Annotated in this window: 25 protein-coding genes; 12 read left to right on the top strand and 13 right to left on the bottom strand. The window is 71.0% G+C overall.

Features of this window, described 5'->3' with window-relative positions; all coding sequences use genetic code 11:
- Positions 1-224 precede the first annotated feature (224 nt).
- The 3 genes from HDC37_RS13670 (at position 225) to HDC37_RS13680 (ending at position 3,664) form a co-directional block, all read left to right on the top strand.
- Positions 225-1,109, top strand: coding sequence for an ABC transporter ATP-binding protein (locus HDC37_RS13670; protein WP_179560963.1), 885 nt, complete (start codon positions 225-227; stop codon positions 1,107-1,109).
- Complete coding sequence (locus tag HDC37_RS13675) at positions 1,106-2,206, top strand: ABC transporter permease (protein WP_179560964.1); 1,101 nt, start codon at positions 1,106-1,108, stop codon at positions 2,204-2,206. Before HDC37_RS13670 ends, HDC37_RS13675 begins: the two co-directional genes overlap by 4 nt.
- 72 nt (positions 2,207-2,278) lie before the next feature.
- Complete coding sequence (locus tag HDC37_RS13680; protein WP_179560965.1) at positions 2,279-3,664, top strand: glucose-6-phosphate dehydrogenase; 1,386 nt, start codon at positions 2,279-2,281, stop codon at positions 3,662-3,664.
- Positions 3,665-3,673: 9 nt separating this feature from the next.
- Here HDC37_RS13680 and HDC37_RS13685 read toward each other — a convergent pair whose 3' ends face one another.
- The 3 genes from HDC37_RS13685 to HDC37_RS13695 all read right to left on the bottom strand — a co-directional run bounded on the left by HDC37_RS13685 (position 3,674) and on the right by HDC37_RS13695 (position 5,589).
- Positions 3,674-4,453: a hypothetical protein gene (locus HDC37_RS13685; RefSeq protein WP_179560966.1), complete on the bottom strand. Its 780-nt coding sequence runs from the start codon at positions 4,451-4,453 to the stop codon at positions 3,674-3,676.
- Entirely contained in the window at positions 4,450-4,848 is a 399-nt protein-coding gene (locus tag HDC37_RS13690; RefSeq protein ID WP_179560967.1) for a VOC family protein, read from the bottom strand. Before HDC37_RS13690 ends, HDC37_RS13685 begins: the two co-directional genes overlap by 4 nt.
- A gap of 216 nt (positions 4,849-5,064) precedes the next feature.
- Positions 5,065-5,589, bottom strand: a complete 525-nt coding sequence (locus HDC37_RS13695) for a winged helix-turn-helix domain-containing protein (protein WP_179561299.1) — start codon at positions 5,587-5,589, stop codon at positions 5,065-5,067.
- A 111-nt stretch (positions 5,590-5,700) separates the two neighbouring features.
- Here HDC37_RS13695 and HDC37_RS13700 point away from each other — a divergent pair, with 111 nt between their 5' ends.
- From HDC37_RS13700 to HDC37_RS13720, 5 genes are all read left to right on the top strand, one after another.
- Entirely contained in the window at positions 5,701-6,975 is a 1,275-nt protein-coding gene (locus tag HDC37_RS13700; protein ID WP_179560968.1) for an MFS transporter, read from the top strand.
- 63 nt (positions 6,976-7,038) lie between these two features.
- Complete coding sequence (locus tag HDC37_RS13705; protein WP_179560969.1) at positions 7,039-8,178, top strand: type III polyketide synthase; 1,140 nt, start codon at positions 7,039-7,041, stop codon at positions 8,176-8,178.
- Entirely contained in the window at positions 8,175-8,882 is a 708-nt protein-coding gene (locus HDC37_RS13710) for a methyltransferase domain-containing protein (RefSeq protein WP_179560970.1), read from the top strand. The genes HDC37_RS13705 and HDC37_RS13710 overlap by 4 nt, the downstream gene beginning before the upstream one ends.
- The gene (locus HDC37_RS13715; RefSeq protein WP_179560971.1) at positions 8,875-10,011 is read left to right on the top strand and encodes an NAD(P)/FAD-dependent oxidoreductase; all 1,137 of its coding nucleotides are present in this window, start codon (positions 8,875-8,877) and stop codon (positions 10,009-10,011) included. The genes HDC37_RS13710 and HDC37_RS13715 overlap by 8 nt, the downstream gene beginning before the upstream one ends.
- Before the next feature lie 134 nt (positions 10,012-10,145).
- The gene (locus tag HDC37_RS13720) at positions 10,146-10,556 is read left to right on the top strand and encodes a DUF2255 family protein (protein WP_179560972.1); all 411 of its coding nucleotides are present in this window, start codon (positions 10,146-10,148) and stop codon (positions 10,554-10,556) included.
- 3 nt (positions 10,557-10,559) lie between these two features.
- Here HDC37_RS13720 and HDC37_RS13725 read toward each other — a convergent pair whose 3' ends face one another.
- The 4 genes from HDC37_RS13725 to HDC37_RS13740 form a co-directional block, all read right to left on the bottom strand.
- Positions 10,560-11,174 carry a DUF4166 domain-containing protein gene (locus tag HDC37_RS13725; protein ID WP_257021526.1) on the bottom strand — a complete coding sequence of 205 codons (615 nt, stop codon included), beginning with the start codon at positions 11,172-11,174 and terminating at the stop codon, positions 10,560-10,562.
- Positions 11,134-11,559 (bottom strand): hypothetical protein, encoded by a 426-nt coding sequence (locus tag HDC37_RS13730; protein WP_179560974.1) that lies wholly within the window; start codon positions 11,557-11,559, stop codon positions 11,134-11,136. The genes HDC37_RS13725 and HDC37_RS13730 overlap by 41 nt, the downstream gene beginning before the upstream one ends.
- Positions 11,560-11,624: 65 nt before the next feature.
- Positions 11,625-12,467 carry a UbiA family prenyltransferase gene (locus tag HDC37_RS13735; RefSeq protein ID WP_179560975.1) on the bottom strand — a complete coding sequence of 281 codons (843 nt, stop codon included), beginning with the start codon at positions 12,465-12,467 and terminating at the stop codon, positions 11,625-11,627.
- A gap of 29 nt (positions 12,468-12,496) precedes the next feature.
- On the bottom strand, positions 12,497-14,713 hold the full coding sequence (locus tag HDC37_RS13740) for an ATP-dependent Clp protease ATP-binding subunit (protein ID WP_179560976.1): 2,217 nt from the start codon (positions 14,711-14,713) through the stop codon (positions 12,497-12,499).
- 196 nt (positions 14,714-14,909) lie between these two features.
- On the opposite strand from HDC37_RS13740, the gene HDC37_RS13745 reads away from it, so the two are divergent.
- Positions 14,910-16,526, top strand: coding sequence for a M28 family peptidase (locus HDC37_RS13745; protein WP_179560977.1), 1,617 nt, complete (start codon positions 14,910-14,912; stop codon positions 16,524-16,526).
- Between the two features lie 4 nt (positions 16,527-16,530).
- Here HDC37_RS13745 and HDC37_RS13750 read toward each other — a convergent pair whose 3' ends face one another.
- A complete protein-coding gene (locus tag HDC37_RS13750) occupies positions 16,531-17,559 on the bottom strand; it encodes a GlxA family transcriptional regulator (RefSeq protein WP_179560978.1) in 1,029 nt (342 codons plus the stop codon).
- Between the two features lie 269 nt (positions 17,560-17,828).
- Here HDC37_RS13750 and HDC37_RS13755 point away from each other — a divergent pair, with 269 nt between their 5' ends.
- Entirely contained in the window at positions 17,829-18,245 is a 417-nt protein-coding gene (locus tag HDC37_RS13755; protein ID WP_179560979.1) for a hypothetical protein, read from the top strand.
- Here HDC37_RS13755 and HDC37_RS13760 read toward each other — a convergent pair.
- Complete coding sequence (locus HDC37_RS13760; protein ID WP_179560980.1) at positions 18,232-19,434, bottom strand: glycosyltransferase family 4 protein; 1,203 nt, start codon at positions 19,432-19,434, stop codon at positions 18,232-18,234. The genes HDC37_RS13755 and HDC37_RS13760 overlap by 14 nt on opposite strands.
- A 10-nt stretch (positions 19,435-19,444) precedes the next feature.
- The gene (locus tag HDC37_RS13765; protein WP_179560981.1) at positions 19,445-20,662 is read right to left on the bottom strand and encodes a glycosyltransferase; all 1,218 of its coding nucleotides are present in this window, start codon (positions 20,660-20,662) and stop codon (positions 19,445-19,447) included.
- Positions 20,663-20,815: 153 nt separating this feature from the next.
- On the opposite strand from HDC37_RS13765, the gene HDC37_RS13770 reads away from it, so the two are divergent.
- A complete protein-coding gene (locus tag HDC37_RS13770; protein ID WP_179560982.1) occupies positions 20,816-21,412 on the top strand; it encodes a hypothetical protein in 597 nt (198 codons plus the stop codon).
- Between the two features lie 27 nt (positions 21,413-21,439).
- Here HDC37_RS13770 and HDC37_RS13775 read toward each other — a convergent pair whose 3' ends face one another.
- Complete coding sequence (locus HDC37_RS13775) at positions 21,440-21,997, bottom strand: cysteine hydrolase family protein (protein ID WP_179560983.1); 558 nt, start codon at positions 21,995-21,997, stop codon at positions 21,440-21,442.
- Between the two features lie 23 nt (positions 21,998-22,020).
- Positions 22,021-22,776: a potassium channel family protein gene (locus HDC37_RS13780; RefSeq protein WP_218869836.1), complete on the bottom strand. Its 756-nt coding sequence runs from the start codon at positions 22,774-22,776 to the stop codon at positions 22,021-22,023.
- Positions 22,777-22,895: 119 nt separating this feature from the next.
- Between HDC37_RS13780 and HDC37_RS13785 the strand changes: the two genes are divergently transcribed.
- Complete coding sequence (locus HDC37_RS13785; protein WP_308472222.1) at positions 22,896-24,266, top strand: DUF2252 domain-containing protein; 1,371 nt, start codon at positions 22,896-22,898, stop codon at positions 24,264-24,266.
- An 8-nt stretch (positions 24,267-24,274) separates the two neighbouring features.
- Here the strand turns inward: HDC37_RS13785 and HDC37_RS13790 are convergent, their stop codons facing one another.
- Positions 24,275-24,736 carry a heat shock protein transcriptional repressor HspR gene (locus HDC37_RS13790; protein ID WP_179560984.1) on the bottom strand — a complete coding sequence of 154 codons (462 nt, stop codon included), beginning with the start codon at positions 24,734-24,736 and terminating at the stop codon, positions 24,275-24,277.
- Between the last annotated feature and the right edge of the window lie 12 nt (positions 24,737-24,748).

Raw genomic sequence — 24,748 nt, forward strand, 5'->3', positions numbered from 1 at the left:
ATGGCGTCTCCCGGCGGGAGGCCGCCGTCGGACATTCCATGCATGTGCAATCACCAGCCTCGCAGATCTATTCCCGCGTATGGAAAATTCTCTCGTCGTCGAAGTATCCCCCGCACGGGGGAGGACCCGGCGGGCGGGAAACCCACCCGGGGACGGATGTCGCCGCGCGGCGCCGTCCGTAACGTCGATGTCATCCCCCGCCGGTCACGACAGAAGGAGCATCCATGCTGGAGCTGAGAGGCATCACCAAGGCGCACGGCCGCCGTCGCGTGCTCGACGACGTCTCGTTCGACGTCCGCCCCGGACGACTGACGGGCTTCGTCGGCGGCAACGGCGCCGGCAAGACCACGACCATGCGCATCGTCCTCGGCGTGCTGGGGAAGGATGCCGGCACCGTCACCCTCGACGGCTCGCCCGTCACCCCCGCCGACCGCCGTCGCTTCGGATACATGCCCGAGGAGCGGGGGCTGTACCCCAAGATGAAGGTGCTCGAGCACATCGTCTACCTCGCGCGGCTCCACGGGTTCTCCAAGACCGACGCCACCGCCCGCGCCACAGCGCTGCTGGAGGAGCTCGGCCTCGGCGAGCGCCTGGAGGACAACGTCGAGACCCTGTCGCTGGGTAACCAGCAGCGCGCGCAGATCGCCGCCGCCCTCGTGCACCAGCCCGAGGTGCTCATCCTCGACGAGCCGTTCTCCGGCCTCGACCCCCTCGCGGTCGACGTCGTGGCGGGCGTCCTGCAGCAGCGGGCCGCGGCCGGGACATCCGTCCTCTTCTCCTCCCACCAGCTCGACGTCGTCGAGCGCCTCTGCGACGACCTCGTCATCATCGCCGGGGGCCGCGTCCGCGCCGCCGGGGCGCGCGACGCCCTGCGTGCCGAGCATTCGGCTCACCGGTACGAGCTCGTGTCAGCCGGCGACGCCGGGTGGCTCCGAGACGAGCCCGGCGTGAGCGTCATCGACTTCGACGGCGGGTACGCCGTCTTCGACGTCGACTCCGAGGACGCCGCGCAGCGGGTGCTCCGCCGCGCGGTGGCCCAGGGAGACGTCGCGAGCTTCGCCCCGCAGCATCCCACTCTCGCCCAGATCTTCAAGGAGGTCATCCAGTGAGCACGTCCACCCTGCCCACCGCACCCAGCACGGCGCAGAGCGTCTGGCTCGTCGCCGAGCGCGAGATCGGGTCGAAGCTGCGCAGCAAGGCCTTCGTCATCTCCACCGCGATCCTCGTCCTCGGCGCTCTGGCCCTGGTGATCTGGGGCGGCTTCACCGCCGGGAACTCGTCGGGAACCCCTGTCGCCGTCACGAGCAACGCGACGCAGTACGTCGACGGCGTCGACGGGCTGGACGTCACCGACGTGACCGATCGGGCCCAGGCCGAGGATCTCGTCGCCTCCGGTGACGTCGACGCCGCGGTCGTCGGCGACGCGTCGTCGCCGCTCGGCTTCGTCATCCTGGCCGACTCGAGCCCGCCCACCGACCTCATGCTGACCCTCGCGCAGGTGCCGCCGGTGGAGCTGCTGAACCCGGATGAGACCAACCCTCTGATCCGGTACTTCGTCGCCCTCGGATTCGGCATCGTGTTCCTCCTCGCCGCCTCGCTCTTCGGCGGCACGATCGCCCAGAGCGTGGTCGAGGAGAAGCAGACACGCGTGGTCGAGCTGCTGATCTCCGCCGTCCCCACCCGCGCGCTGCTCGCCGGAAAGGTCATCGGCAACACCGTGCTCGCGGTGGGGCAGATCCTGGTGCTCGCCGCTGTGGCGGTGGTGGGACTCACCGTGACAGATCAGACCGCGCTGCTGCAGGGCCTGGGCGCACCGATCGCCTGGTTCGCGGTGTTCTTCCTGTTCGGCTTCATCCTGCTGGCGGCGCTGTTCGCCGCGGCGGCGGCGATGGTGTCGCGTCAGGAGGACATCGGCTCGACCACGACGCCGCTGACGATGCTGGTCATGGCGCCGTACTTCCTGGTGATCTTCTTCAACGACAACTCGCTGGTGCTGACGATCATGTCCTACGTGCCGTTCTCGGCGCCCGTGGGGATGCCGATGCGGCTCTTCCTCGGCGAGGCGCAGTGGTGGGAGCCGCTGGTGTCGCTGGCGATCCTCGCCGCGACCTGCATCGGTGCGATCCTGGTCGGCGCGAAGATCTACGAGAACTCGCTCTTGCGCATGGGGGCACGCGTCAAGCTGCGGGAGGCGCTGGCCGCCTGAGGCGCCGCGCCAGGGGGGATGCCGGAGTACCGGCATCCCCCCTCTTCTTCTGGGCGAACTAGGGTGGCGAGCATGAGTGCTGCGGAGAAGACGGCCACCGACCTGACCACGCTGATCATCCTCGGGGCATCCGGAGATCTCACCTCGAGGCTCCTCCTCCCCGCCCTCGGGCAGCTGCTCACGCGCGAGCCCGACCGCCGGATCCACCTCCGCGGCGCCGGGATGGACGACTGGGACGACGACCACTGGCGCGAGGTCGTGAAGACGTCGTTCGCCACGACCGGGTCGGAGAAGGCATTCGCCTCGGTGGCGGCGACGACCTACACCAGGGCCGACATCACCGACCCGGCCGACCTCACCGCGCTCATGAACGGCAACGACGGGCGGGTCGCGCTGTACTTCGCCGTGCCGCCGGCGATCACCGAGCGCGCGTGCCAGGCGTTGACCGGGCTGGAGGTTCCCGAGGGGCTCATCCTCGCGATCGAGAAGCCCTTCGGCAGCGATGAAGCGACCGCCCGCGCCCTCAACGAGACGGTCGCGCAGATCGTGCCCGAGTCGCAAGTGTTCCGCATCGACCACTTCCTCGGCCGTTCGACGACGCTGAACATCCTCGGCGCGAGGCTCGCGAACCGGGTGCTCGAGCCGGTGTGGTCGGCCGAGCACATCGAGTCGATCTTCATCGGCTACGACGAGACCCTCGGTCTCGAAGGCAGGGCCGGGTACTACGACCATGCGGGGGCGCTCGTGGACATGATCCAGAGCCACCTCCTCCAGGTTCTCGCGATCGTCGCGATGGAGCCTCCGGCGTCGCTGTCGGAGATCGACTTCCGCGAGGCGACGGGCGCGGTCCTCCGCGCGACCGACATCTGGCAGGGCGACCCGGTGGCCTCCTCGCACCGCGCGCGGTACACCGCCGGCGTCGTGCAGGCGCGTCCTCTTCCGTCCTACGTCGATGAGCCGGGCGTCGACGCGGAGCGCGACACCGAGACCCTCGCGCAGGTCGTCTTCGAAGTCCGCAATGCGCGCTGGCAAGGCGTGCCCTTCACCCTGCGGTCCGGGAAGGCCTTGGATGACGCCGAGCGTGAGGTGATCGTGCGGTTCAAGCCCGTCCGTCACCTTCCCGACGGCCTCAGCGGCAGCACCGAGCCGACCGTGCTGCGCTTCGCCCTGGGCCCGGACCGGATGACGCTCGAACTGAACGTCAGCGGAGACGGCGACGCCTTCGAGCTCGAACGCGCCCCCCTCATCGCCGACCTCGGTGAAGGGACACTGAAGGCCTACGCCGAGGTGCTGTCGGGGATCCTCGACGGCGACGCGATGCTCGCCGTGCGCGGCGACGCCGCCGAGCAGTGCTGGCGGATCGTGCAGCCCGTGCTCGACGCGTGGCGCAGCGGTGCGGTGCCGCTCGACGAGTACCCCGCGGGGACCGACGGGCCGGAGGGGTGGCCTCGACCGTAGGCCGCCGGGCTAGGAGGTCGGGCCCTCCCACGCGCGGACCCGATGCACCGTCGCCGTCTTCGGGTAGGCACCCGAGGGCGACCCGATCTCGAAGAGATCGATGAGGAGGAACATCGGCGAGGCCGGAGCCTGCGGCATCCGTGCCATCACCGTGCCTTCGCACCCGACCACCGTCTCGCCGCCACCCCAGATCGTCGTCCACGTGTGCGGACGTGAGGCGTCGAACGGAAGCGTCACCTCGCGCATGTCGGTCGTGAGCCGCGGGTCGCCATGCGCCTTGATGCCGGTGCGCGCGACCGTGGTCTCACCGATCGCCGAGGCGTCGATCTCGAAGACGCAAATCTCGCCGGCGTCGTCGGCGGACAGGTGCTCGGTGCCGACGAACCAGGCGGCGAGCATGCATCCCGGGTCCGTGGAGGCCGAGACGGTGATGTCGACCCGACCGGAGGCAGGCGCCCAGAGCAGGCGGCTGGGGGTCTCGGTGCGGACCAGAAGTCCGTCGGCTCGGTGGCGATGGGTGCCGATGGTCGACCCGACGGGCCCGGAGAACGTGCCGGTCTGGATGTTCGAGACGCGCAGCGGCGCGTCCTCGGGCCGCCAGTCGGGTTGGTCAGCCTCGATGCGCAGCTCCAGCCCCTCGCGCACGAGCGCGTAGCGCGCCGCGGATCGGTCGGGGGTCGTCCAGTGCGGCAGGTAGTGGGCGACCCACCGCGCAGGGTGGAGGCCGCGCGAGAAGTCGTCCTCGAAGTCCGGCGGGCGCGCCGGCGCGGCGGGGAGCTCAGCCGTCATCCGGGCAGATCGTCGTCCTGGAAGACGGCCAGGACGTTGCCCGCCGAATCGCGGAACCACGCGATGTCGGGGCCGTTGTCGGTGGCGTGGACGATGCCGCGGTGATCGGTGGGGAACTCGTCGTCGGAGTAGATCTTGGTGTTCACCCCGCGCGCGTTCAGGTCATCGACGGCGGCGCTGAGGTCGCGCACGGGGAAGTTCAGGATCGTGTAGCTCGCCGGCTCGTGGTTCGGCTTGTCGTAGATGAGCACCCGGCCGCCCGAGGGGAACTCGAGCACGAGGAAACCCATGTCGTTGTCGGAGACGGTCATCCCCAGCGTCTCGCCGTAGAAGCGCCGCGCGGCGTCGATGTCGTCGACGCTGAAGCCGGGGAATGCGTGCTCGGTGGTGAACATCGGGTCCTCCTGGGTGGTGTGACTGCCAGCCTGACGCGGTTTGCCGGATGCGTCCAGCCCCGACGCCGTGCGCGGGGCCGCGAGGCCTGCACAACTCCTCAGATCCGCGTCCCGTGAGGCCGGAATCCGGGGGTGCGGGCCGCTTCACGCCGATTCTTGAGGAGTTGCGCCGACCGCGCCGTCCCCAACTCCTGCAGAATCGGCGATCCCCCCGGGTCAGGAGGCCGAATCGGGGGTTTCCGGCGCGGATTGCCGGAGGTGGGGACCAGCGCCCGCGCCGGGCGGGTTCCGATCGGGGTGCAGCACGGTGAAGAGCGAGTACGTCTCGCCGTCGGGGTCGGGCCCGCGCTCCTTGAACTCGTTCACCAGTGCGAAGAGCCGCTCCTGCAGCTCCTCCCGGTGGGCGTCGTTGAGCTTCAACCCGAGCCAGGTGGTGTCCAGGTCGTCGTCGGTCAGCCCCTCGATCTGCTGCAGGAACGTCTCGACCAGCACGTGCGCCCCGCCCGGCATCGAGGTCCGCCACGACAGGCCCGTCGCCCGGTAGGGCACCTCGCGTGCACCCTGCGCGCCGGTGCGCTCGGCCTCCGCGGCGAGATAGCCGGTGCCGACGAGGGTGCGGACGTGGTGGAGCATCGTCCCGGGGTTCACCCCGAGAAGCTCGGCGAGCTCTTTGTTGGTGCGCGCCTCGAAGGCGCACAACCGCAGAACCCGCAGTCGCAGCGGCGAGCTGAGCGCGCGCATCCGCGCCTCGGCCTCGGGATCCCCCGGGCGCAGCTCGATCCGCTCGCGACTCACGACCCCACCTAATCACACCGATTGACATCCCTCAATCAGCGCGGCACACTGATCGACATGTCTCAATCAGTCGCGACCGACACCGCACCGAAGGGGTCCCTCTGGCGCGACCGCAACTTCCTCACGATGTGGACCGGGCAGGCCTTCAGCCAGTTCGGCTCGCAGATCACCGAGCTCGCGATCCCGGTGCTCGCCGTCATCCTCCTGCAGGCGACCGAGTGGGAGGTCGGCGTGCTGAACGCCGCCAACGTCGCCGCGTTCCTCATCGTCGGCCTGCCGGCCGGCGCCTGGATCGATCGGATGCGCAAGCGCCACGTCATGATCTGGGCCGACCTCGTCCGCGCGCTCGCTCTCGGCTCGCTGCCGCTTTTGTGGTTCGCCGGCATCCTCGAGATCTGGCACCTCATCGCCGTCGCGCTCCTGATGGGTGTCGCGACGGTCTTCTTCGACGTGTCGTACCAGAGCCTCATCCCCTCGCTCGTGCGACCGGGTCAGATCGCCGAGGCTAACGGCAAGCTCGAGGCGACCCACCAGGTCGCAGGCCTCGCGGGGCCGGCGGTGGGCGGATGGCTCGTGGGCGTCCTCGCTGCTCCCGTCGCCATCCTCGCCACGGTGGCCACCTACCTCGCCTCCTTCGTCGCTCTGCTGTTCACCCGCGACCACGAACCGCCCCACGAGCGGGAGAGCCGCCGCCCGCTGCATCGAGAGATCGGCGAGGGACTCGGCTGGGTCTTCGGCAATCCGCTCTTGCGCCGCATCGTCTGCACGACGGGCACCGCCAACTTCTTCGGCACGATCGCCACGACGCTCCTGCCGATCTTCGTGCTGCGCGAGCTCGGCCTGTCCCCCGAGATGCTCGGCGTCGTCTTCTCGCTCTCGGCCGTCGGCGGCCTCCTCGGCGCCATCGCGACCCCGCACATCGTCAAGCGCATCGGCGAGGCCCGCGCCATCCCGATCAGCGCGATCATCTTCTGTCTGGTGCCGTTCTTCCTCCCGGCAATCTCGCTCGTACCGGCCCTGGCCTTCCCGCTGCTGGTGCTGCAGTTCTTCGGGCTCAGCTTCTCGGTGCTGCTGTACAACATCACGCAGGTCTCGTTCCGCCAGCGCATCACCCCGGCGCGCCTGCTCGGACGCATGAACGCCTCGATCCGCTTCGTGGTGTGGGGCGTGATGCCGATCGCCGCCCTCGTCGCCGGTGCGCTCGGAACCTGGATCGGCACCGTGCCGACCCTGTGGATCGCCGCGGCCGGCGAGCTGCTGTCGTGCCTGTTCGTCGTGATCGGCCCGTTCTGGACGATGCGGGATCTGCCCGACGCGCACGCGGAGGCGTAGGCGCCGCTCCCGCGGGACGCAAGCCCCGGCCCGACCCGGTGCCGGGCGTGGTTGAGTGTGAGCATGGTCGCACGCATCCTCTCGATCGGCACCGCCGTGCCGCCGACCGTGCTCGCGCAGGGCGACGTGCGCGACTTCTTCGTCGCCCAGCCGGGCGTCGATCGGCTGACCGCGCGACTCATCGGCGCCGCCTTCGACGCCGCCGCGATCGACCGACGGCACACGGTGCTGCACGAGTTCGGCCGCCTGCGGGGCGAGAAGGGGACGGATGCCGCGTCGGCGGCGCCCGGCGGAGGCTTCATCGGTGCCGAAGGCGAGCTTCGCGTCCCCTCCACCGGCGCGCGGAACGCGGCATACACGGCCCTCGCTCCCGAGCTCTACGCGCAGGCGGCATGCGAGGCACTGGCGGGCGGCCGCGTCGCGGCATCCGACATCACCCACGTCGTGACCGTCTCGTGCACGGGCTTCTTCGCCCCGGGACCGGACTACCGGCTCGTCCGCGACCTGGGTCTCGCGTCGACCGTCGAGCGCTACCACCTGGGGTTCATCGGCTGCGCGGCGGGGATTCCGGCGCTCCGCGCCGCCGCGCGCATCTCGGCCGCCGACCCCGACGCGGTCGTGCTGGTTGCCTGTGCCGAACTGTGCTCGCTCCACATCCGCGCCTCGGACGACCCGCAGCAGATCGTCGCGGCGTCGGTCTTCGCCGACGGGGCGGCGGCAGCCGTCGTCACCGCGCGCGACGATCTTGCCGGCAGGGTGACGGGCGCGGTGCTCGACCTCGACCGGTTCGCGACGACGCTCACGAGCGAGGGCGAGACCGACATGGTCTGGACGATCGGCGACGAGGGATTCGAGATGACCCTGTCGGCCGAGGTGCCGCGGATCATCGGTCGCGAGATCCAGGAGGCCGTCGGCGAGTTCCTCGGCGACGACCGCCCCGCGACCTGGGCGGTGCATCCGGGCGGTCGGAGCGTGCTGGACCGCGTCGAATCGGGACTCGGGCTTCCGGAGTCCGCGCTGGAGACCTCACGAGATGTCCTGCGCGAGTTCGGAAACATGTCGAGCGCGACGATCCTCTTCATCCTGCAGCGGGTGCTCGGAAGCGTCCTCGGCGACGGCGAGCGCATCGCCGCCCTCGCGTTCGGTCCCGGACTCACCGTCGAAGCCGCCCTCCTCACCGCACGCACCGGCGGGCGGCCGTGACGCTCGCCGTGCGCGACACGCACCTGCGGGAGCTGATGGACGACCCCGACTGCGACCTCGGGCGCCTGCACACGACCCTGCGACGGTTCTCGGTGGTCAATCGACTCGTCTCGGGGTGGGGCGCGGTCTACCGGTCGCGGGTGGCGCCGTACCTGCGTCGGATCGAGCGGCCCGCGCGGGTGCTGGATCTCGGATGCGGCGGCGGCGACGTCATCGCTCGGCTCGCCGCGCTGGCGCGAGCCGATGGGCTGGACGCGGAGTGGCTCGGTGTCGACCCCGATGAGCGCGCCCTGACCGTCGCCCGGCGATATGCCGCCCCTGGCATACGGTTCGAGGCGATGGACTCGGCGGCGCTGCGCGCCGCCGGCGAGCGGTTCGACCTGGTGATCTCGAATCACGTGCTGCACCACCTCGACGAGGCCGCGTTCGCGGCGTTCCGCGACGATTCGCTCGCACTGGTCGACGGCGGCTCGCGCGGGCTCGTGCTGCACGGCGACATCGCGCGCGGGCGCGCGGCGTACGGGCTGTACGCCGTGGGGATCACGCCGCTTGCTCCGGGGTCGTTCCTGCGCACGGATGGGCTCCGCAGCATCCGTCGCTCGTTCACCGCGCCGGAGCTGGCCGGCGCTCTGGGGCCCGGGTGGCGGGTCGAGCGGCCCGCGCCGTTCCGGGTGCTCGCCGTCGCGGGGGGCGGGGATGCCTGAGGTCGTCGTCGTCGGCGCGGGGCCGGTGGGGCTGCTGGCGGCCGCCGAGCTGCACCGGCTCGGCGCCGAGGTCGCCGTGCTCGAACGGCGGCCCGTCGTCGGGCCGGGTTCCCGCGCGATCGGCCTCCACTCACCCTCGCTCGCGGCCCTCGAGCCGGGGGGATACACCGAGCGGCTGCTCGCCGAGGCGCTGCGGGTGGACCGGGGCGAGGCGCGCAGCGGCGGGCGCGTGCTCGGAGTCGTGCGGTTCGATCAGCTGTCGCGTCGCTTCCCCTTCGTGGCGACGCTGCCGCAGGCGGTGACAGAGCGGGTGCTGACCGATGCCGCGCCGCAGGTCGAGCGCGGAGTGACGGTGCGGCGGGTGGCCGTCGAGCGCGACGGTGTGCGCATCGACGTCGAGCGCGGGAACGGCGGAGCGGGCGAGGTGCGTGCGGGCGTGGTCATCGTGGCGTCGGGCTCGGGGGCGCGGCAGCTCGTCTACCGCCCGGGGGCCGTCGCCGTGCGGGAGTACCCCGACCGCTACCTGATGGCCGACGCTCCGGCCGAGGGCCGAGCGGTGGCGGAGGTGCATCTCGACCGCGGGGGCGTGCTGGAGTCGTTCCCGATGCCCGGGGGCGTGCGGCGGTTCGTCGCCTGGGACGCGTCCCCGGGCGACGACGACCCCGCCGCGCGGACGGCTCGGCTGCGGGGGGCCGTCGCCGACCGGGTGGGGACGGACACCGCGGCCTCGATCGCCGGGGCGACGTCCTTCCGGGTGCGGCGGGCCGTCGCCCCGCGCCTGCGGCGCGGGCGGCTGGTCGTGATCGGCGACGCCGCGCACGAGGTGAGCCCGATCGGCGGGCAGGGGATGAACCTGGGGCTGCTGGATGCCGCGACGCTGGCGCCGCTGGTGGCGGCGTGGGTGCGCGGCGACGAGGCGCCCCACGCGGATCTCGCCCGGTGGGAGCGGCGCCGCGTCGCCTCCGCGCGGCGGGCGGCGCTGCTCGCGTCGCTCAACACCGGGCTCGGCCGCCCGCTGGGTGCGGTGGGTGATCGCGCGCGACGCGCCGCGCTGCGTGCCCTCCTCGCCGGACCGGGCGCGCGCGCCTTCGCGCACGCGTACGCGATGGGCCTCGACCTCGACGCGTGAGGGCGTGGGCGTGTCCCCAACTCCTGCAAGCCGGGGCTCCGACCCCGCTCACGCGGGCTTCCGGGCCCGCGAGACGCGATTGTGCAGGAGTTGGGGCCGTGGCGGCGCGGAGCGCGGACGCGTAGCGTGAGCGCGTGACCTTCTCCGACGTCGTGAACCACCTCGACGCGACGCGCGTCGTCGCCATCATCACCCGCCGCCAGGACGGGTCGCCCACGGCCACCCCGATTTGGGCGGTCGTCATCGACGGCGAGCCGTACGTGCGGTCCGCCTACGGCGAGACGGCGTGGTGGTACCGCCACGTGATGGCCGGTCGCGAGGTCGCGTTCGCGACGGAAGACGGCGCCGTCGCGGAACGCGACAAGGAGGCGGCGCTGTCGCTCCCCCGCGAGGCTGTGGCCCTCGAGGCGATCCCCGCCGACGATCCGATCAACGACCGCATCGACGAGGCGCTGTGGGCGAAGTACGCCGACGAGCCCTCCTCGGTCGAGGAGACGATCACCCCTCGCGCCCGCGCCTGCACGTTCCGCGTCGTCGCTCCCTGACCCTCACGTCCGACGCTCGTGCCGTCGGGGCTTCACGCGCGCCGGCGCATCGGTCGCCGACAACCACTCGCAGGTGAAGCTCCCGCGATAGCCGAACAGGAACCCGAAGCGTTCGTTGCTCACCTTGAGATCGACGTGGAACCGCTCATCCGCGTCGTCGAACCACTCGCGCAGCAGTGCCCGGCCGCTGAGGAACATCGGAAACGAGAACGCGACAGGGCCCTCGTAGAAGCGCTGCGCGTCGGAGCGGAGCTCGAGTCCGCCGCGGTCGTCGACCGTGAGATCCAGGTCCACCGCGAGGTGCTGATGCGTGCCGAGGTAGTCCACGACGCGGTCGCCGTCGCGGATCATCGTCGCATCGAACCGCCGCCGCTTCTCCCGCACGACGTACTCCCGCACGAAGGTCACCGTTTCACGCCCGAACGGGTCGCGGTACGGATAGTTCTCGATGACGAACGGCACGTCTTCGCCGACGTCCGGGACGAGAATGTTGCGGAGCCGGCCGATCTGCAGGAAGGGGACGGTCCACCACGGTCCTCGCCGGATGGACGTCATCACCCCGCGGCCCACACACGCCTCACCCGAGGCCAGGCCCACCCCGAACCGGCGCTGCATCATCGGATGCAGTCGGTCGAAGTCGCTGCCCATCGGTGAGGAAGACCGTGCGCTCCCGGTCGGGGATGTACCGCCAGAACCCGCGCCCCGCGCGGATCGGTGACAGCCGATCGCGCGTGTGGAATCGCAGAGCTGATGTTCGCGTGCCGTCGGGGTGGCGGCGTTCTCCGATGCTCACGCCGGTTCCCCGCTCCGTGTGCAGCGGTGTGCGTCGCTCGTAACGAAAGTGCGTGGGCGCCCCCTCATCCGCACCCGACGCCGGATCCGGAACGATGCGCGAGAAGCGGATGTCCCACCGAGCGTGGGAAGCGGGGTCCTGCGTCAGACGCCACACCGTCCCGATATCCGCGGCGATCGTCGTCTCGACGTAGATCTGGCGTCCCCCCACCTCGACAGGCTATGTCGCGGCCGCCGACCCGGGTCCGCGAAATCCCCGAGACGAACCCCCGCGTCTCACGCCCGAAGCGCGCCGCCCGACAGGATGAGCTGGGCGGCCAGGAGGAGCGCCGACAGCATCACCAGCCGGAAGAGGGTGCGCCCGGGCGCGCGGCCTGCCGCAAGGACGACGGTGAAGACAGCGACGGCGCAGACGGCGGCGAACAGCACCCACGACACCACCGCGACCCGCGAGACGTCGCCGCCGACCGGCCCGAGGAGCACAGCGAGCGCGCCCCCCACGATGCCGGCGGCGGCGAGCACCGTCGACACGCGAGCACCGAGCCGATGGGGAAGGCCCCGCACCCCGGTCTCACGGTCGGCGTCGAGATCGGGCAGCACATTGGTGAGGTGCACCGAGGCGCCGAGAACGGCCCCGGCGACGGTCGCCCATGCCGGGGCGAGCGACGGAGTGGGCGCGGCGAGGGTCGCCAGTGACGGCAGCGATCCGAACGCGATCAAGAACGGCACGATCGACAGGGGCGTGGACTTCAACGGACGGTTGTAGACCCACCCCGACAGGATGATCACGCCGTTGCCGGCGAGCACCCCCCACCCGAGCGGGGCCGACAGTGCGAGCGCGACGGCGACGCACGCGATCGCGCCGATCCACGCCGTTCGCAGGCTGACGTCGCCGCGCGCGAGGGGCTTGTCGGTGCGGCCGACGGCGCGATCACGGTCGGCGTCGATGGCGTCGTTCGAGATGCCGATCGAGAGCTGGCCGAAGAAGACCGCGGCCGCGAGAAGCGCGATGCGCCAACCCTCGAGGCCGGCCGCGATGCCGAGACCGGCGGAGAGCGCGGTGACCACGAGGGTCGGGCCGGGATGAGACGATCCCCACAGCGCCCGGATGATCCGCATCCCCCGACGCTAGCCGACGGCGAGGCGGGTCAGTCCTCCAGGATCGCCTCGATCACCTCATCGTCGTCCGCACCTTCCGCGGCGCCCCCCGGTACGTTCGCCGGCCCCGCGCTGGTGAGCACCAGCGACGACCCGTCGGCGGCGACGTCGACCCGCACGAGGTCGCCGTCGCGCACCCCGCCCGAGAGGATCGCCATGGCCAGCCGGTCTTGGATCTCGGACTGGATCAGCCGGCGCAGCGGCCGCGCCCCGAACACCGGGTCGTACCCGCGCTCGGCGAGCCAGGCCCGCGCGTCCGGTGTCACAGCCAGCGTCAGGCGCCGGTCCTTCAGCCGTCGCTGCAGCGCGTCGACGGCAAGCTCGACGATCTGGGCGAGGTCGTCCTCGGTGAGCGCCTGGAAGATGACGATGTCGTCAAGGCGGTTGATGAACTCGGGCTTGAACGCCTGGCGCACGAGCGCCTGCACCTGCTCTCGCTTCACCTCGGTCGACAGGGTCGGGTCGATGAGGATCGGCGACCCCAGGTTCGAGGTGAGGATCAGGATCACGTTCTTGAAGTCGACCGTGCGCCCCTGCCCATCGGTCAGACGCCCGTCATCCATCACCTGCAGCAGCACGTCGAAGACCTCGGGGTGCGCCTTCTCGACCTCGTCGAGCAGCACGACCGAGTACGGCCGCCGCCGCACGGCCTCCGTGAGCTGACCGCCCTGCTCGTAGCCGATGTACCCGGGAGGGGCACCGACCAGACGCGAGACCGAGTGCTTCTCGCCGTACTCCGACATGTCGATGCGCACCATGGCGTGCTCGTCGTCGAAGAGGAACTCCGCCAGCGCCTTGGCCAGTTCGGTCTTGCCGACACCGGTGGGCCCGAGGAAGAGGAACGATCCGGTGGGCCGATTCGGGTCGCTGATGCCCGCGCGCGAGCGGCGAACCGCGTCCGACACCGCGCGCACCGCGTCGCGCTGCCCGATGAGCCGCCTGCCGAGCTCCTTCTCCAGGTGCAGCAGTCGCTCGGTCTCGCCCTGCATGAGGCGTCCGACCGGGATGCCGGTCCAGGCTGCGATGACGGCGGCGATGTCCTCCTCGGTGACCTGGTCGTTGACCATCCGGTCACCCGCGGGCTCCTCGCGCTCGGCCTCGACGAGGTCGCGCTCGAGCCGCGGGATCTCGGCGTAGAGGATCCGCGACGCCTTCTCGAGGTTGCCCTCGCGCTGCGCGCGCTCGGCCTCGATGCGCGCGGCATCCAGGCGGGTCTTCAGGTCACCGACCTTGTTCAGCGATGACCGCTCCCGCTCCCAGCGCGCCTGCAGCTCGTCGAGCTTCGCCTGCTCCTTTGCCAGGGTCTCGCGCAGCGCCGCAAGGCGCTCGCGGGAGGCGTCATCCTTCTCCTTCTTCAGCGCCAGCTCCTCGAGCTTCAGCCGGTCGACGTGCCGGCGCAGCTCGTCGATCTCCAGCGGCGCCGAGTCGATCTCCATCCGCAGGCGCGAGGCCGCCTCGTCGATGAGGTCGATGGCCTTGTCGGGCAGCTGGCGACTGGGGATGTAGCGATGGGAGAGGGATGCCGCGGCGACCAGTGCACCGTCGGCGATCGCCACCTTGTGGTGGGCCTCGTAGCGCTCCTTGAGTCCGCGCAGGATCGCCACGGTGTCCTCGACCGACGGCTCGCCGACGTAGACCTGCTGGAAGCGGCGCTCGAGCGCAGCATCCTTCTCGATGAACTCGCGGTACTCGTTGAGCGTCGTCGCGCCGATGAGGCGCAGTTCGCCGCGGGCGAGCATGGGCTTGAGCATGTTCGAGGCCGCGACCGACCCCTCACCGCCGCCGGCGCCCATCAGCACGTGCAGTTCGTCGATGAAGGTGATGATCTTGCCGTCGGATTCGGTGATCTCCTTCAGGACGCTCTTCAGACGCTCCTCGAACTGACCCCGGTACATCGCGCCGGCGACGAGCGCGGAGATGTCGAGGGTGACCAGCTCCTTGTCCTTCAGCGACTCCGCGACGTCGCCCGCCACGATCCGCTGCGCGAGGCCCTCGACGACGGCGGTCTTGCCGACGCCGGGCTCGCCGATCAGCACCGGGTTGTTCTTGGTGCGGCGGGTGAGCACCTGACTGACGCGACGGATCTCGCTGTCGCGGCCGATGACGGGGTCGAGCTTGCCCTGCCGGGCACGGTCGGTGAGGTTGATTCCGAACTGCTCGAGAGCGCTCTGCTGCTCCTCTTGCCCGGGCATCTGCGTGGCTTGCATGGGTTCTCCTGAAGACGGCGAGACTCAAACCTGAGTCGTATCGACTCAACTTTACCATCACGGCGTCCGCGGGGCAACGGGTCGCCAAGATGAGACCCCTCTCATCTGCGCAGATTTTCCTTTCCCGACTGCGCGGGCGTCACTACGGTCGGGAGGGTCGGCGTCGACGAGGTCGCCGACATCCGAAGGGAGAGCCATGCCGCTCACGAAGCGCAGGATCGCAGCGGTCACCGCGGCCGCGGGAGTGATCGCCACGATGGGATTGGCCGCACCGGCCTACGCCGTGCCGGTCGCCGACACACCGGAGAAGATCGTCAAGGCCGTCAAGATCAGCCAGGTGATGAATCACCTGAAACAGCTGCAGCGGATCGCCGATGCCAACGACGGCAACCGCGCGTCGGGTCTTCCCGGCTACGACGCGTCCGTCGATTACATCGTCAAGGAGCTCACCCGGGCCGGGTACGCACCCGAGGTGCAGGAGTTCCCCTTCACCTACGCCGAGGAGAACAGCGCCCTCACCCGTGAGGACCCCGCGACGACGTGGGTCGACGGCCAGGACTTCCTCCGCAACAACTTCGACAGCGGCAGCCCGGAGGGAACGGGCACCGGTCCCCTCGTCCCGGTCGACTTCGAGCCCGCCTTCCCCGCCGACGGCACGAGCACGAGCGGATGCGAGGCGGCGGACTTCGCCGGCTTCCCCGCCGGCGGCGTCGCCCTCGTGCAGCGCGGCTCGTGCGACTTCTCCCTCAAGGCGGTCAACGCCCAGGCCGCCGGAGCCTCGGCGGTGATCGTCTCCAACGACGGTCGCGCAGGGCTCGTCGGAATGATCGGGGATGCCACGGGCCTGACCATTCCCGCGGTGTTCGCCTCGACCGAGGTCGGGCAGGACCTCTACGCCACGCCCGGCGCGACCGTCACCGTGACCGTCGACTACTTCGCCGAGGAGCGCGTGACCTACAACGTCTTCGCCGAGACCAACACCGGCGACGACTCCAACGTCGTCATGGCGGGCGCGCACCTCGACAGTGTGCAGGCGGGCGCGGGCATCAACGACAACGGGTCGGGCAGCGCCGCGCTGCTGGAGACGGCCATTCAGATGCAGCGGGTGGAACCCACCAACACCGTGCGCTTCGCGTGGTGGGGCGCGGAGGAGGAGGGCCTCCTCGGCGCCGACCACTACGTGTCCAACCTCACGCCGGAGCAGATCGACGAGATCGCCCTGTACCTGAACTTCGACATGATCGGCTCGCCGAACTACGTCTACGGCATCTACGACGGCGACAACTCCAGCGGCACCGCCCCGGAGGGCTTCATCCCGGCCGGGTCGGCGCAGATCGAGGACGTCTTCGAGGAGTTCTACGCCTCGCAGGGCCTGCCCTTCCAGGACACGGAGTTCTCGGGACGCTCTGACTACGGTCCTTTCATCGCCGTCGGCATTCCGGCGGGCGGCCTGTTCACCGGCGCAGAGGGGATCAAGACCGCGGACGAGGCGGCCCGCTTCGGCGGCCTCGCCGGCGTCGCGTACGACCCCTGCTACCACCAGCTGTGCGACAACCTCACCGGTGAGGGCCAGGACGAGGTGCTCTACAAAGACCTCGCCCGATCGGTCAAGCAGCGCCTCACGGGCAACGTCAACCGCACGGCGCTCGATGTCAACTCCGATGCTCTGGCCTCGGCGGTCGTCACGTTCGCCTTCGACACCTCGATCCTCGCCGGCGGCGACGGGTCTCAGGGCGCCACGGGCGGTCCGTCGACGCCGGGTGGCGGCTTCCTCCACGACCACGGTCACCACACGGAGGCTGCGGTGCGCTGACGGCTCAACCCGCGGGCTGAAGGACGGATGCCGCGGCGACGAGGTTCGCCGCGGCATCCGTCTGTCTCGCGGTCGCGCTCTCCCGCACGCAGCAGAACCGGTCGCGGTACGCGGTCGGGGTGATCCCCAGAGTGCGGGCGAAGTTCTGCCGCAGGACGGCGGCCGATCCGAAGCCGCTCGCCTCGGCGATGCGGTCGAGGCCCAGATCGGTGGTCTCCAGGAGCCGCTGGGCGTGGATGAGACGCTGGCGCGCGAGCCACGCGGCGGGGGTCGCGCCGTGGTCGGCCTTGAACCGGCGGGCAAAGGTGCGCGGCGACATGTGGGCCTTCGCGGCGAGCTGCTCGACGGTGAGGTCGCTGCGCAGATTGTCGAGCATCCAGTCGGTGACCGGCGCGAGCGACTGCGACGTCGACACCGGCAGCGGCTTGTCGATGAACTGCGCCTGACCGCCGTCGCGCTGCGGCGGCACGACCATGCGGCGGGCGATCTTGTTCGTCAGCTCGGCGCCGAGTTCCTGGCGGAGCAGATGCAGGCACGCGTCGATGCCCGCCGCGGTGCCGGCGCTGGTGATGATGCGACCGTCCTGCACGTAGAGCACATCGGGGTCGACCTCGACCGCCGGGAACATCTGCGCCATCTTCGCCGCGTACATCCAGTGCGTGGTCGCCCGTCGTCCGTCGAGCACCCCGGCGGCGCCGAGCACGAAGGAGCCGCTGCAGACGCTCAGCACCCAGGCGCCGCGATCGACGGCACGACGGATCACCTCGATCACCCGCGGGTCGGGATCTCCCCAGTACTCCTGGGGAGTGGGCGAGACCACGACGAGGTCGGCCTCGTCGGCGAAGGTCAGGTCGTTGTCTACGACGAGGGAGAAGCCGAGCTTCGATGGGACGGTTCCCGGATCGGGCGTGACGACGCGGAAGTCGAAGTTCGGAACCCCGTCGGCGGAGCGGTCGAGGCCGAACGCCTCGCACGCGACGCCGAACTCGAACGGCGCGAACCCGGGGGTGACGATGCAGGCGACGGTCTTCATCGGCGTGTGTCTCCTTTCGAGGCGGTCGGCTCCGCCCCTTACCGTATGGCAGAAATCGCTTGAATAGTGTCCATCCTGCCACTGTTGGCAGAATAGCGCCAGGCGTAGCCTCTCTGCCATGTCACTTCTCATCGTCATCGCCGCCGCCTCGGTGTGGGGCATCGTCGCCTCCGCAATCGCCCTCCACCGCGACGGGTACCGCCGCGTGCCGACAGACGGCACGCGACTTCCCTGACCCTAGACTCGGTACCTCGAGAGATGAGGTCGCCGTGTCCTACCCCACTCCGTCCGAGCCCACGCCTGCGGGCGCCTTCGCTCCGCCGCCGGGCTACGCCCCCGCCGGCGTCGCCCCGGCACCCGGCGGCGCTCGCGGCCGCAGGAACCCATGGGGGCTGGCCGCCATCATCTCGGCCGCCGTCCTCGTGCTGCTTGTCGTGCTGCAGCTGTTCGTGCAGGTCGGCATCCTCCTGTCGCAGACCTACGACCTGTTCGGGCCGATCACGGGCATCCTCGGGATCGTGGAGGGCCTCGTGGCCCTCGTCACCGTTGTCCTGGGTCTGGTCGGCCTCTTCCGGCGTGACCGATCGCCTGTGCTCGCGGCGATCGCCCTCGGCGCAGGCGGCTTCGCGCTGCTCAGCGCGGTTCTGTGGAACGTCCTTTACCCGCTGATCCTCAGCGCTGCCTGACCCGGTCGTAGACCGCCACCATCGCCGCGGTCCGCGACGACTGCCGGAAAGTGTCGGCGATCTCGGGCAGCGGCCGCGGCGTCCGCCCGGCGGTGATGTCGGCGACGGCGTCGCGGAGCGTCCGCGCGAACGCGTCCGGCTCTCCGCCGACGCGCCACACGCCGCCGCCGAGTTCGTCGGCGATGTCGGGGTCGGCCACGATCGCCGGGGTCCCCAGCGACGCGGCCTCGAACACCGTCATCCCCTGGGTCTCGAAGCCGATCGAGCTCTGCACCACCGCGTCGGCGGCCGCGAGGCGCCGGAGGGTCTCGGCGTAAGGCAAGCGTCCGGCGAAGGTCACCCGCGCCGCGGGCCTCCGCCGTGCCACGAGCCGGCGCGCGGCACGCGCCTGCCCGCCGCCGCCGATCACGGTGACATCGGCGGCGACGCCGGAGTCGGCGAGGGCGTCGAGGAAGGGCAGCAGCCGTTTCTCGGGACTCATCCGGCCGACCCACACCAGGCGGGGACGCGGACGCGCCGGGCGGGGAGGACCGGCCGCGCCCGCGGCATCCAGCATCTCGTCGTCGATGCCGTTCCAGACAACGTCGACGCGGCCTTCCGGTGACCCGCCGGGGCGGACGTGATGAGCCATCAGGCGATGGGCGAAGTGGGAGGACGGCGCGGTCACCGCCGCAGCGCGCGCAGCGAACCGGCGGAGGTAGGCCCACCCGTCGGTTCCGGGTTCCCGCGGCTCGCGCGGCAGGATCGCCCGGCTCGCCCAGGCACCCAGGACTCGCAGCGCCAGGCGCGGGAACGGCGTGGTCGCCGCGATCCCCACGTCGACGCGGTTGTGCATGGTGTGGACGACCGGGAGCGCGTGCCGGGCCGCGAACCGGTGACCGAGGATCGCGCCCCAGAAGTCGCCCTGCACATGCACGACGTCCACCGGCGGACGCCCGGCCATCCCCGCATCGACGGCGCGGTCGGCGGCGCGGGTCGGCAGTGTCATCCCGTACTCCCGGTCGACGGTCACCGGCAGCGAGGGCAGATCGACGAAGGCGGGGTCGACGACCCGCCGGGCGTGCAGGCGCGGCTGAACGATCGTGACCGCGTGTCCGGCGCGCTCGAGGAACCGGCGCTGCAGCCTCATCGACACCTGCGCACCGCCGGAGGACTCGACGTGCTGGTCGCCGAACATCACGATGTGCACGGCCGGCGCCTCACTGCGGGATGGGCTCGCCGCGGTACAGGGCCTCGAAGGTGTCGAGCGTGCGGCCGATGTCGTGGACGATGACGCCGTCGAGCGAGGCCTGCTGCATCCGCTGCCGCTCCTCGGGGGTCGCGGTGAGGACGGCGGTGAGCTTGTCGGCCATCTCGGCGACGTTCCCCGGCTCGAACAGGTAGCCGTTCTCGCCGTCGTGCACGAGGTGCGGGAGGGCGACGGCGTTCGCCGCCACGATCGGCAGCCCCGACGCCATCGCCTCCATCGTGGCGATGGACTGCAGCTCGGCGATCGAGGCGATCGCGAAGACGCTCGCGCGCGAGTAGATCCGGCGGAGCTCCTCCTCCGAGGTGTGGCCGTGGAAGGTGACCCGGTCGGTGAGCCCCAGCTGGGCGGTGAGGTTCTCGAGGTTCTTCCGCTGATCGCCGCCGCCGACGATGTCGACCGAGACGTCGAGGGCGGGGTCGAGCGTCGCGACCGCGTTCAGAAGGACGTCGATGTGCTTCTCGCTCGTGAGGCGGCCGACGAAAAGGACGCGGTGGCGGTCGCGCGGCGTCAGGTCGGGCGCGTAGTTCGAGCGGTCGATGCCGCAGCTGATCGGGATCACGTTCTTGATCTCGATCGTCGACTCGAGGAAGTCGGCGGCCCGGCGGGTCGGGGTCGTCACGGCACGGGTCAGCTGAAAGGTGCGCCGTGCGTCGGCCCAGGCGAGCTTCAGCACAACCCGGTTCATCGCGTCGGGGAGGGTGGTGAAGTCGAGGATGTTCTCGGCCATCACGTGATTGGTCGCGATGATCGGAATGCCGCGCTTGCGCGCCTCGCGGGACAGCCCTCGGCCGATGACGATGTGCGACTGGATGTGGACCACGTCGGGCTTGACCTCGTCGAGGACCTTCCGGGCGTAGTGCTTCGACCGCCAGGGCCAGACGAAGCGCAGCCAGTCGTGCGGGGGCCAGCGCACCGAGGGCAGCCGGTGCATGATCATCGGCTCGCCCTCGATGACCTCGGTGCGGGCCGGGCTCTTGCGGTAGGCGCTGTTCGGGGCGATCACGTGCACGTCGTGGCCGCGGGCCACCAGGCCTGCGGCCAGGCGCTCGGCGAATCGGGCGGCACCGTTGATGTCGGGGGCGAAGGTGTCGCAGCCGATGAGGACCCGGAGCGGTCGCTTCACGGCGTCGGAGCGTGTGGGGTCATCGGGCGTCGCGGGGGTGGTCACGGGAGATGTGCCTGTTCTCTGCGGCGGAGGATGGCGCCGCGCAGGGTCGCGCGGCGGTCCCACTCTAATCGAGGCGGCGCGATACCCGAGGAGTGCGGCGCGGGCGGGCCGCACGTCGAGGATTCGTGCAGGCCGCGCGCCTACCCTGGGGGCATGCCTCGACTCCAGGCCGACGCCTCCCCCGAACGCTGGGTTCCCGTCACCGGTTCGCTCGGATTGCGCGGGCGTCGCCATCGCAAGGCGGCCATCCGGATGCTGCTGGGCCAGGCCAATCGGGCGATGGGCGCCGAGGAGCGACCCGGGAGCCGCGGAATGGCCTGGATCATGAGTCAGGCGGCACCGCTGCTGATGCGCCGCGCCGACGGCCGCGTTCTGATCTGGGTCTGGAAGGCCGACCCCGAGCTTGTCGTGATGATGGCGCAGCTGCAGGAGCTCACCCCGCAGCTGCGCACCGCGCGGGCGATGATGCCGATCGAGTACGACGACACCGAGTCGTTCCACAACCCGCACCTGGGTGTCGGCGAGCGCCTGGTGATGGCGCTCCCGCCCGAGCCGCGCACACCCCCGTTCGCCACCTACACGTGGGACACCGGCACCCACCTCGTCACGCTCACGGCGGTGTGCTCCGACCGGGAACGGGTGGGGACGGTGATCCCCTTCGTGGATGAGGTGGCCCGCAGCATCCGTGTCATCGATGATCTGACGGTCGGGGACTCCCCCGAGGTGCTGCGCATCGAGCCGCGCGCCTGATCCGCGTCGCGGGCTCCTCGGGGCGCGTCAGGCGCGGGCGCGGAGCGCCGCGACCACCTCGGCGACCGGCTCGACCCGCGCATAGGCGCTCGCGAGTGCGGCCAGGAACGCGGCGTGCACGTCGGCTCCGCCGACGGCGACCCCGCCGAACGCCAGGTCGGGCGCAGCGCAGGCATCGGCGGCGACGGTCACCTTCCAGCCGAGATCGGATGCCGCGCGGACGCTGGCGTCGACGCACATGCTCGTCATCATCCCGGCGACGACGAGCGGCGCGCCGGCATGGGCGGCGAGCGCCTCGCCGAGGACACCCCCGTGGAAGGCGTTCGGGTGGTGCTTGACGACCACCGTCTCGTCAGCTCCGGGAGAGACCCGGGGGTCGATCTCGGCTCCCGGCGTCCCGGCCTCGAGGAAGCTTCCCGAGCCGGATGACTCGTGCCGCACGTGCACGACGGGGAGCCCGGCCGTGCGGAAGGCGGCCAGCAGTTCGGCAGCCCGCTCCGCCGCGGCATCCGGCTCCACCAGGGGGAAACGCCCGCCGGGGAAGTAGTCGCGCTGGATGTCGATGAGGACGAGGACGGGACCCATCGCCTCAGCCTAGGTGCGCGGGGTCACCGCGCGGGCGGGTCGCCGAGCTTTGCGCTGAGCGCAGCCAACTGCTGGGCGATCTCGCGTACCTGTCCTCGCGTGGCGGGCTCGGTGTCATCGCCGACGGTCGCCGCCGCACGCTCGATCACCCATGACGACACCGTCGCCGTCACGACGCCGACCACCGCGATACCGCCGCACATCAGCAGCACCGCCACGACGCGGCCCCACCACGTGACGGGGTAGAAGTCGCCGTAGCCGACGGTGGTGCTGGTGACGAAGGCCCACCAGACCGCGTCGCCGAAGTTCTCGATGTTGGCTCCGGGTGCGCCGCGCTCTGCCTCCAGGACGGCGAGCGCGGCGATCCAGATGAGGACCACCGCCGCTCCCGCGCCGTAGATGGCCACCCGGTTGCGGATCGCGGATCCTGCGGTGCGCTGGAGTGTCTTGACGACGGTCAGCGCGCGAAGCAGCCGCAGCGGCCGGAGCGCCGGGATCACCACCACGGCGAGGTCGAACAGGTGCCCCCGGAACCACGCGCCTCGCGGATGGGCGAGGGCGAGCCGCACGACGTAGTCGACGGCGAAGACGACCCACGTGACCCCGATGATGACCCGTGCGATGGCATAGGCCGTGCCCTGCAGGTCGGCGATCACCTGCCACGAGTACACGACGATGAAGAGCAGCGACGTGATGATCAGCGGCCAGTAGGTGAGACTGTGCCAGCGATCAGCGGTCATCCCCCGGGTTGCGGGTCCGCCGGTCGGAGTGAGGCTCACGGCACGACAGTAACGGCGGCGATCGGCCTCAGCCGGGAGCGCACGCCGATGCTGGCGGCGTGCGGCCCCATCGCGTACCGTCTGACCAGGCGACGATGCCGCCGGGTGGGAGGAGTGCCGTGCCTCGAGATCCATGGATGCCGCCCCCGGGCCGGTCCGCCCACGCGGCGGAGGGCAAGACCGAGCGGGGCCGGACGCCTCGTGCCGCGCTCTCCCAGCTTGTGACCACCGGCCGAGACGCCATGGCCGTCCTCGACGCGCAGGACGTCGACCGCGTGCCGGAGCTCGTGCCGCTGCGCACCGCCCGCATGGGGGCGAGCGCCTTCGCGTTCTACCGGGGAAGCGCCGCCATCATGGCCGACGACCTGTCGCGCTGCCCGAGCACGGGCATCCTCGTCGCCTCCTGCGGCGACGCGCACCTGTCGAACTTCGGCCTCTACGCCTCGCCGCAGCGCACGCTCGTGTTCGACCTGAACGACTTCGACGAGTCGGCCTGGGCACCTTTCGAGTGGGACCTCAAGCGCCTCGTCACCAGCGTCGTCATCGCCGGGCGGGCGACCTCGCGTGTCGACACGGTCGTCGAGGATGCCGCGAGGCAGGCCGTGCGCACATATCAGCGGGGTCTGCGCACCGCCGCCAAGCGGTCGCCGCTCGAGCGGTACTTCGACCACTTCGACGCGCTCGGGGCTCACCTCTCGGCCGACCCGGAGACGTCGGCCGTCGTGGAGCGCGCGGTGCGATCCGCGCAGAGGCGCACCGGTTCCCGCGCCGCGCGGAAGCTGACGACGATCGACGAGCACGGCCGCGTCACCCTCCTCGAGGATCCCCCCGTGATGACCCGCCTCACGACCGCCGACGAGGAGCGGGCATGGCGGGTCTTCGACGAATACCGACTGTCGGTCAATGTCGACATCCGGGTCCTGCTGCAGAAGTACGTGATGGCCGACGTCTCCGCTCGGGTGGTCGGCGTCGGCAGCGTCGGCACCCGGTGTCTGCTGATCGCTCTTCAGGACGGCGACGGCGGTGTGCTCCTCCTCCAGGGGAAGGAGGCCGGTGAGAGCGTGCTCATCCAGTTCGGGCACGTGACGCAGCCGGAGGCGGTCGCCGGATTCATCGACACCTACGGCAACGGCGGGCGGGTCGTCGCGCTGCAACGCATCCTGCAGGCGGTGTCCGACCCCTTCCTCGGTCATATCCGCCGCTCGCCGTCCGGCGCGCGCAGGGACTTCTACGTGCGACAGTTCCACGACATGAAGGGCGGCTTCGACGCCGAGGCGATGGAGGACAAGCCGTTCCGCTGGTACGCCATGGCGTGCGCGGCGACGCTGGCGCGCGCCCACGGGCAATCACCGACGGGGGCCGCCGCCGCCGGCTACGTCGGCGGCGGTCGGCGGTTCGAGGACGCCATCGTCGAGTGGGCGTACGCCTACGCCGATCTGTCGTACCAGGACTGGAAGACGTTCCGCCGCCACCGCCGCATCGACGCCTGAGTCGGCGGCTACGCCGACTCTTCGCCGTCGTCCCGAGAGAGCGGCTGTCGCGGGCGCCACACCACCAGCTCGGTGGCGCGGCGCACGCGCGTGCCGTGACGGAGGGTCACGACCGACCCGGTCGCGCCCGCGGCGAAGACCCGCGCGCCGGGGCGCGACTGGCGTTCGATCTCGAGCTGCTGCTCGAGATCGCGCACCCGCCGGGTGAGGTCGTGCACGCGCTGCTCGAGGGAGATCAGGCGCGCGATGGCCGGCAGGCTCATGCCGTCGGCCGACAGCCGCGCCACCTCCCTCAGCTGCTCGACGTGGCGCAGGGAGTAGCGGCGCGAGCCGCCCTGCGTGCGGGCGGGGACGACGAGACCGAGGCGGTCGTACTGACGCAGCGTCTGCGGGTGCATGCCCGACAGCTCCGCTGCCGCGGCGATCGCGAAGATCGGCGCATCACCGTCGATGTCGACGTGGTCGGTCATCCGTCCCTCCCG

This window comes from Microbacterium sp. AK009 (genome assembly GCF_013410955.1).
Classification (GTDB): domain Bacteria; phylum Actinomycetota; class Actinomycetes; order Actinomycetales; family Microbacteriaceae; genus Microbacterium.

Coding starts and splice junctions, on each gene's coding strand:
- HDC37_RS13680 (WP_179560965.1), top strand. CDS start 2,279: ATGAGTGCTGCGGAGAAGACGGCCACCGACCTGACCACGCTGATCATC.
- HDC37_RS13740 (WP_179560976.1), bottom strand. CDS start 14,713: ATGCAAGCCACGCAGATGCCCGGGCAAGAGGAGCAGCAGAGCGCTCTC.
- HDC37_RS13745 (WP_179560977.1), top strand. CDS start 14,910: ATGCCGCTCACGAAGCGCAGGATCGCAGCGGTCACCGCGGCCGCGGGA.
- HDC37_RS13690 (WP_179560967.1), bottom strand. CDS start 4,848: ATGTTCACCACCGAGCACGCATTCCCCGGCTTCAGCGTCGACGACATC.
- HDC37_RS13695 (WP_179561299.1), bottom strand. CDS start 5,589: ATGCGCGCGCTCAGCTCGCCGCTGCGACTGCGGGTTCTGCGGTTGTGC.
- HDC37_RS13775 (WP_179560983.1), bottom strand. CDS start 21,997: ATGGGTCCCGTCCTCGTCCTCATCGACATCCAGCGCGACTACTTCCCC.
- HDC37_RS13700 (WP_179560968.1), top strand. CDS start 5,701: ATGTCTCAATCAGTCGCGACCGACACCGCACCGAAGGGGTCCCTCTGG.
- HDC37_RS13750 (WP_179560978.1), bottom strand. CDS start 17,559: ATGAAGACCGTCGCCTGCATCGTCACCCCCGGGTTCGCGCCGTTCGAG.
- HDC37_RS13790 (WP_179560984.1), bottom strand. CDS start 24,736: ATGACCGACCACGTCGACATCGACGGTGATGCGCCGATCTTCGCGATC.
- HDC37_RS13685 (WP_179560966.1), bottom strand. CDS start 4,453: ATGACGGCTGAGCTCCCCGCCGCGCCGGCGCGCCCGCCGGACTTCGAG.
- HDC37_RS13670 (WP_179560963.1), top strand. CDS start 225: ATGCTGGAGCTGAGAGGCATCACCAAGGCGCACGGCCGCCGTCGCGTG.
- HDC37_RS13715 (WP_179560971.1), top strand. CDS start 8,875: ATGCCTGAGGTCGTCGTCGTCGGCGCGGGGCCGGTGGGGCTGCTGGCG.
- HDC37_RS13735 (WP_179560975.1), bottom strand. CDS start 12,467: ATGCGGATCATCCGGGCGCTGTGGGGATCGTCTCATCCCGGCCCGACC.
- HDC37_RS13705 (WP_179560969.1), top strand. CDS start 7,039: ATGGTCGCACGCATCCTCTCGATCGGCACCGCCGTGCCGCCGACCGTG.
- HDC37_RS13770 (WP_179560982.1), top strand. CDS start 20,816: ATGCCTCGACTCCAGGCCGACGCCTCCCCCGAACGCTGGGTTCCCGTC.
- HDC37_RS13725 (WP_257021526.1), bottom strand. CDS start 11,174: ATGATGCAGCGCCGGTTCGGGGTGGGCCTGGCCTCGGGTGAGGCGTGT.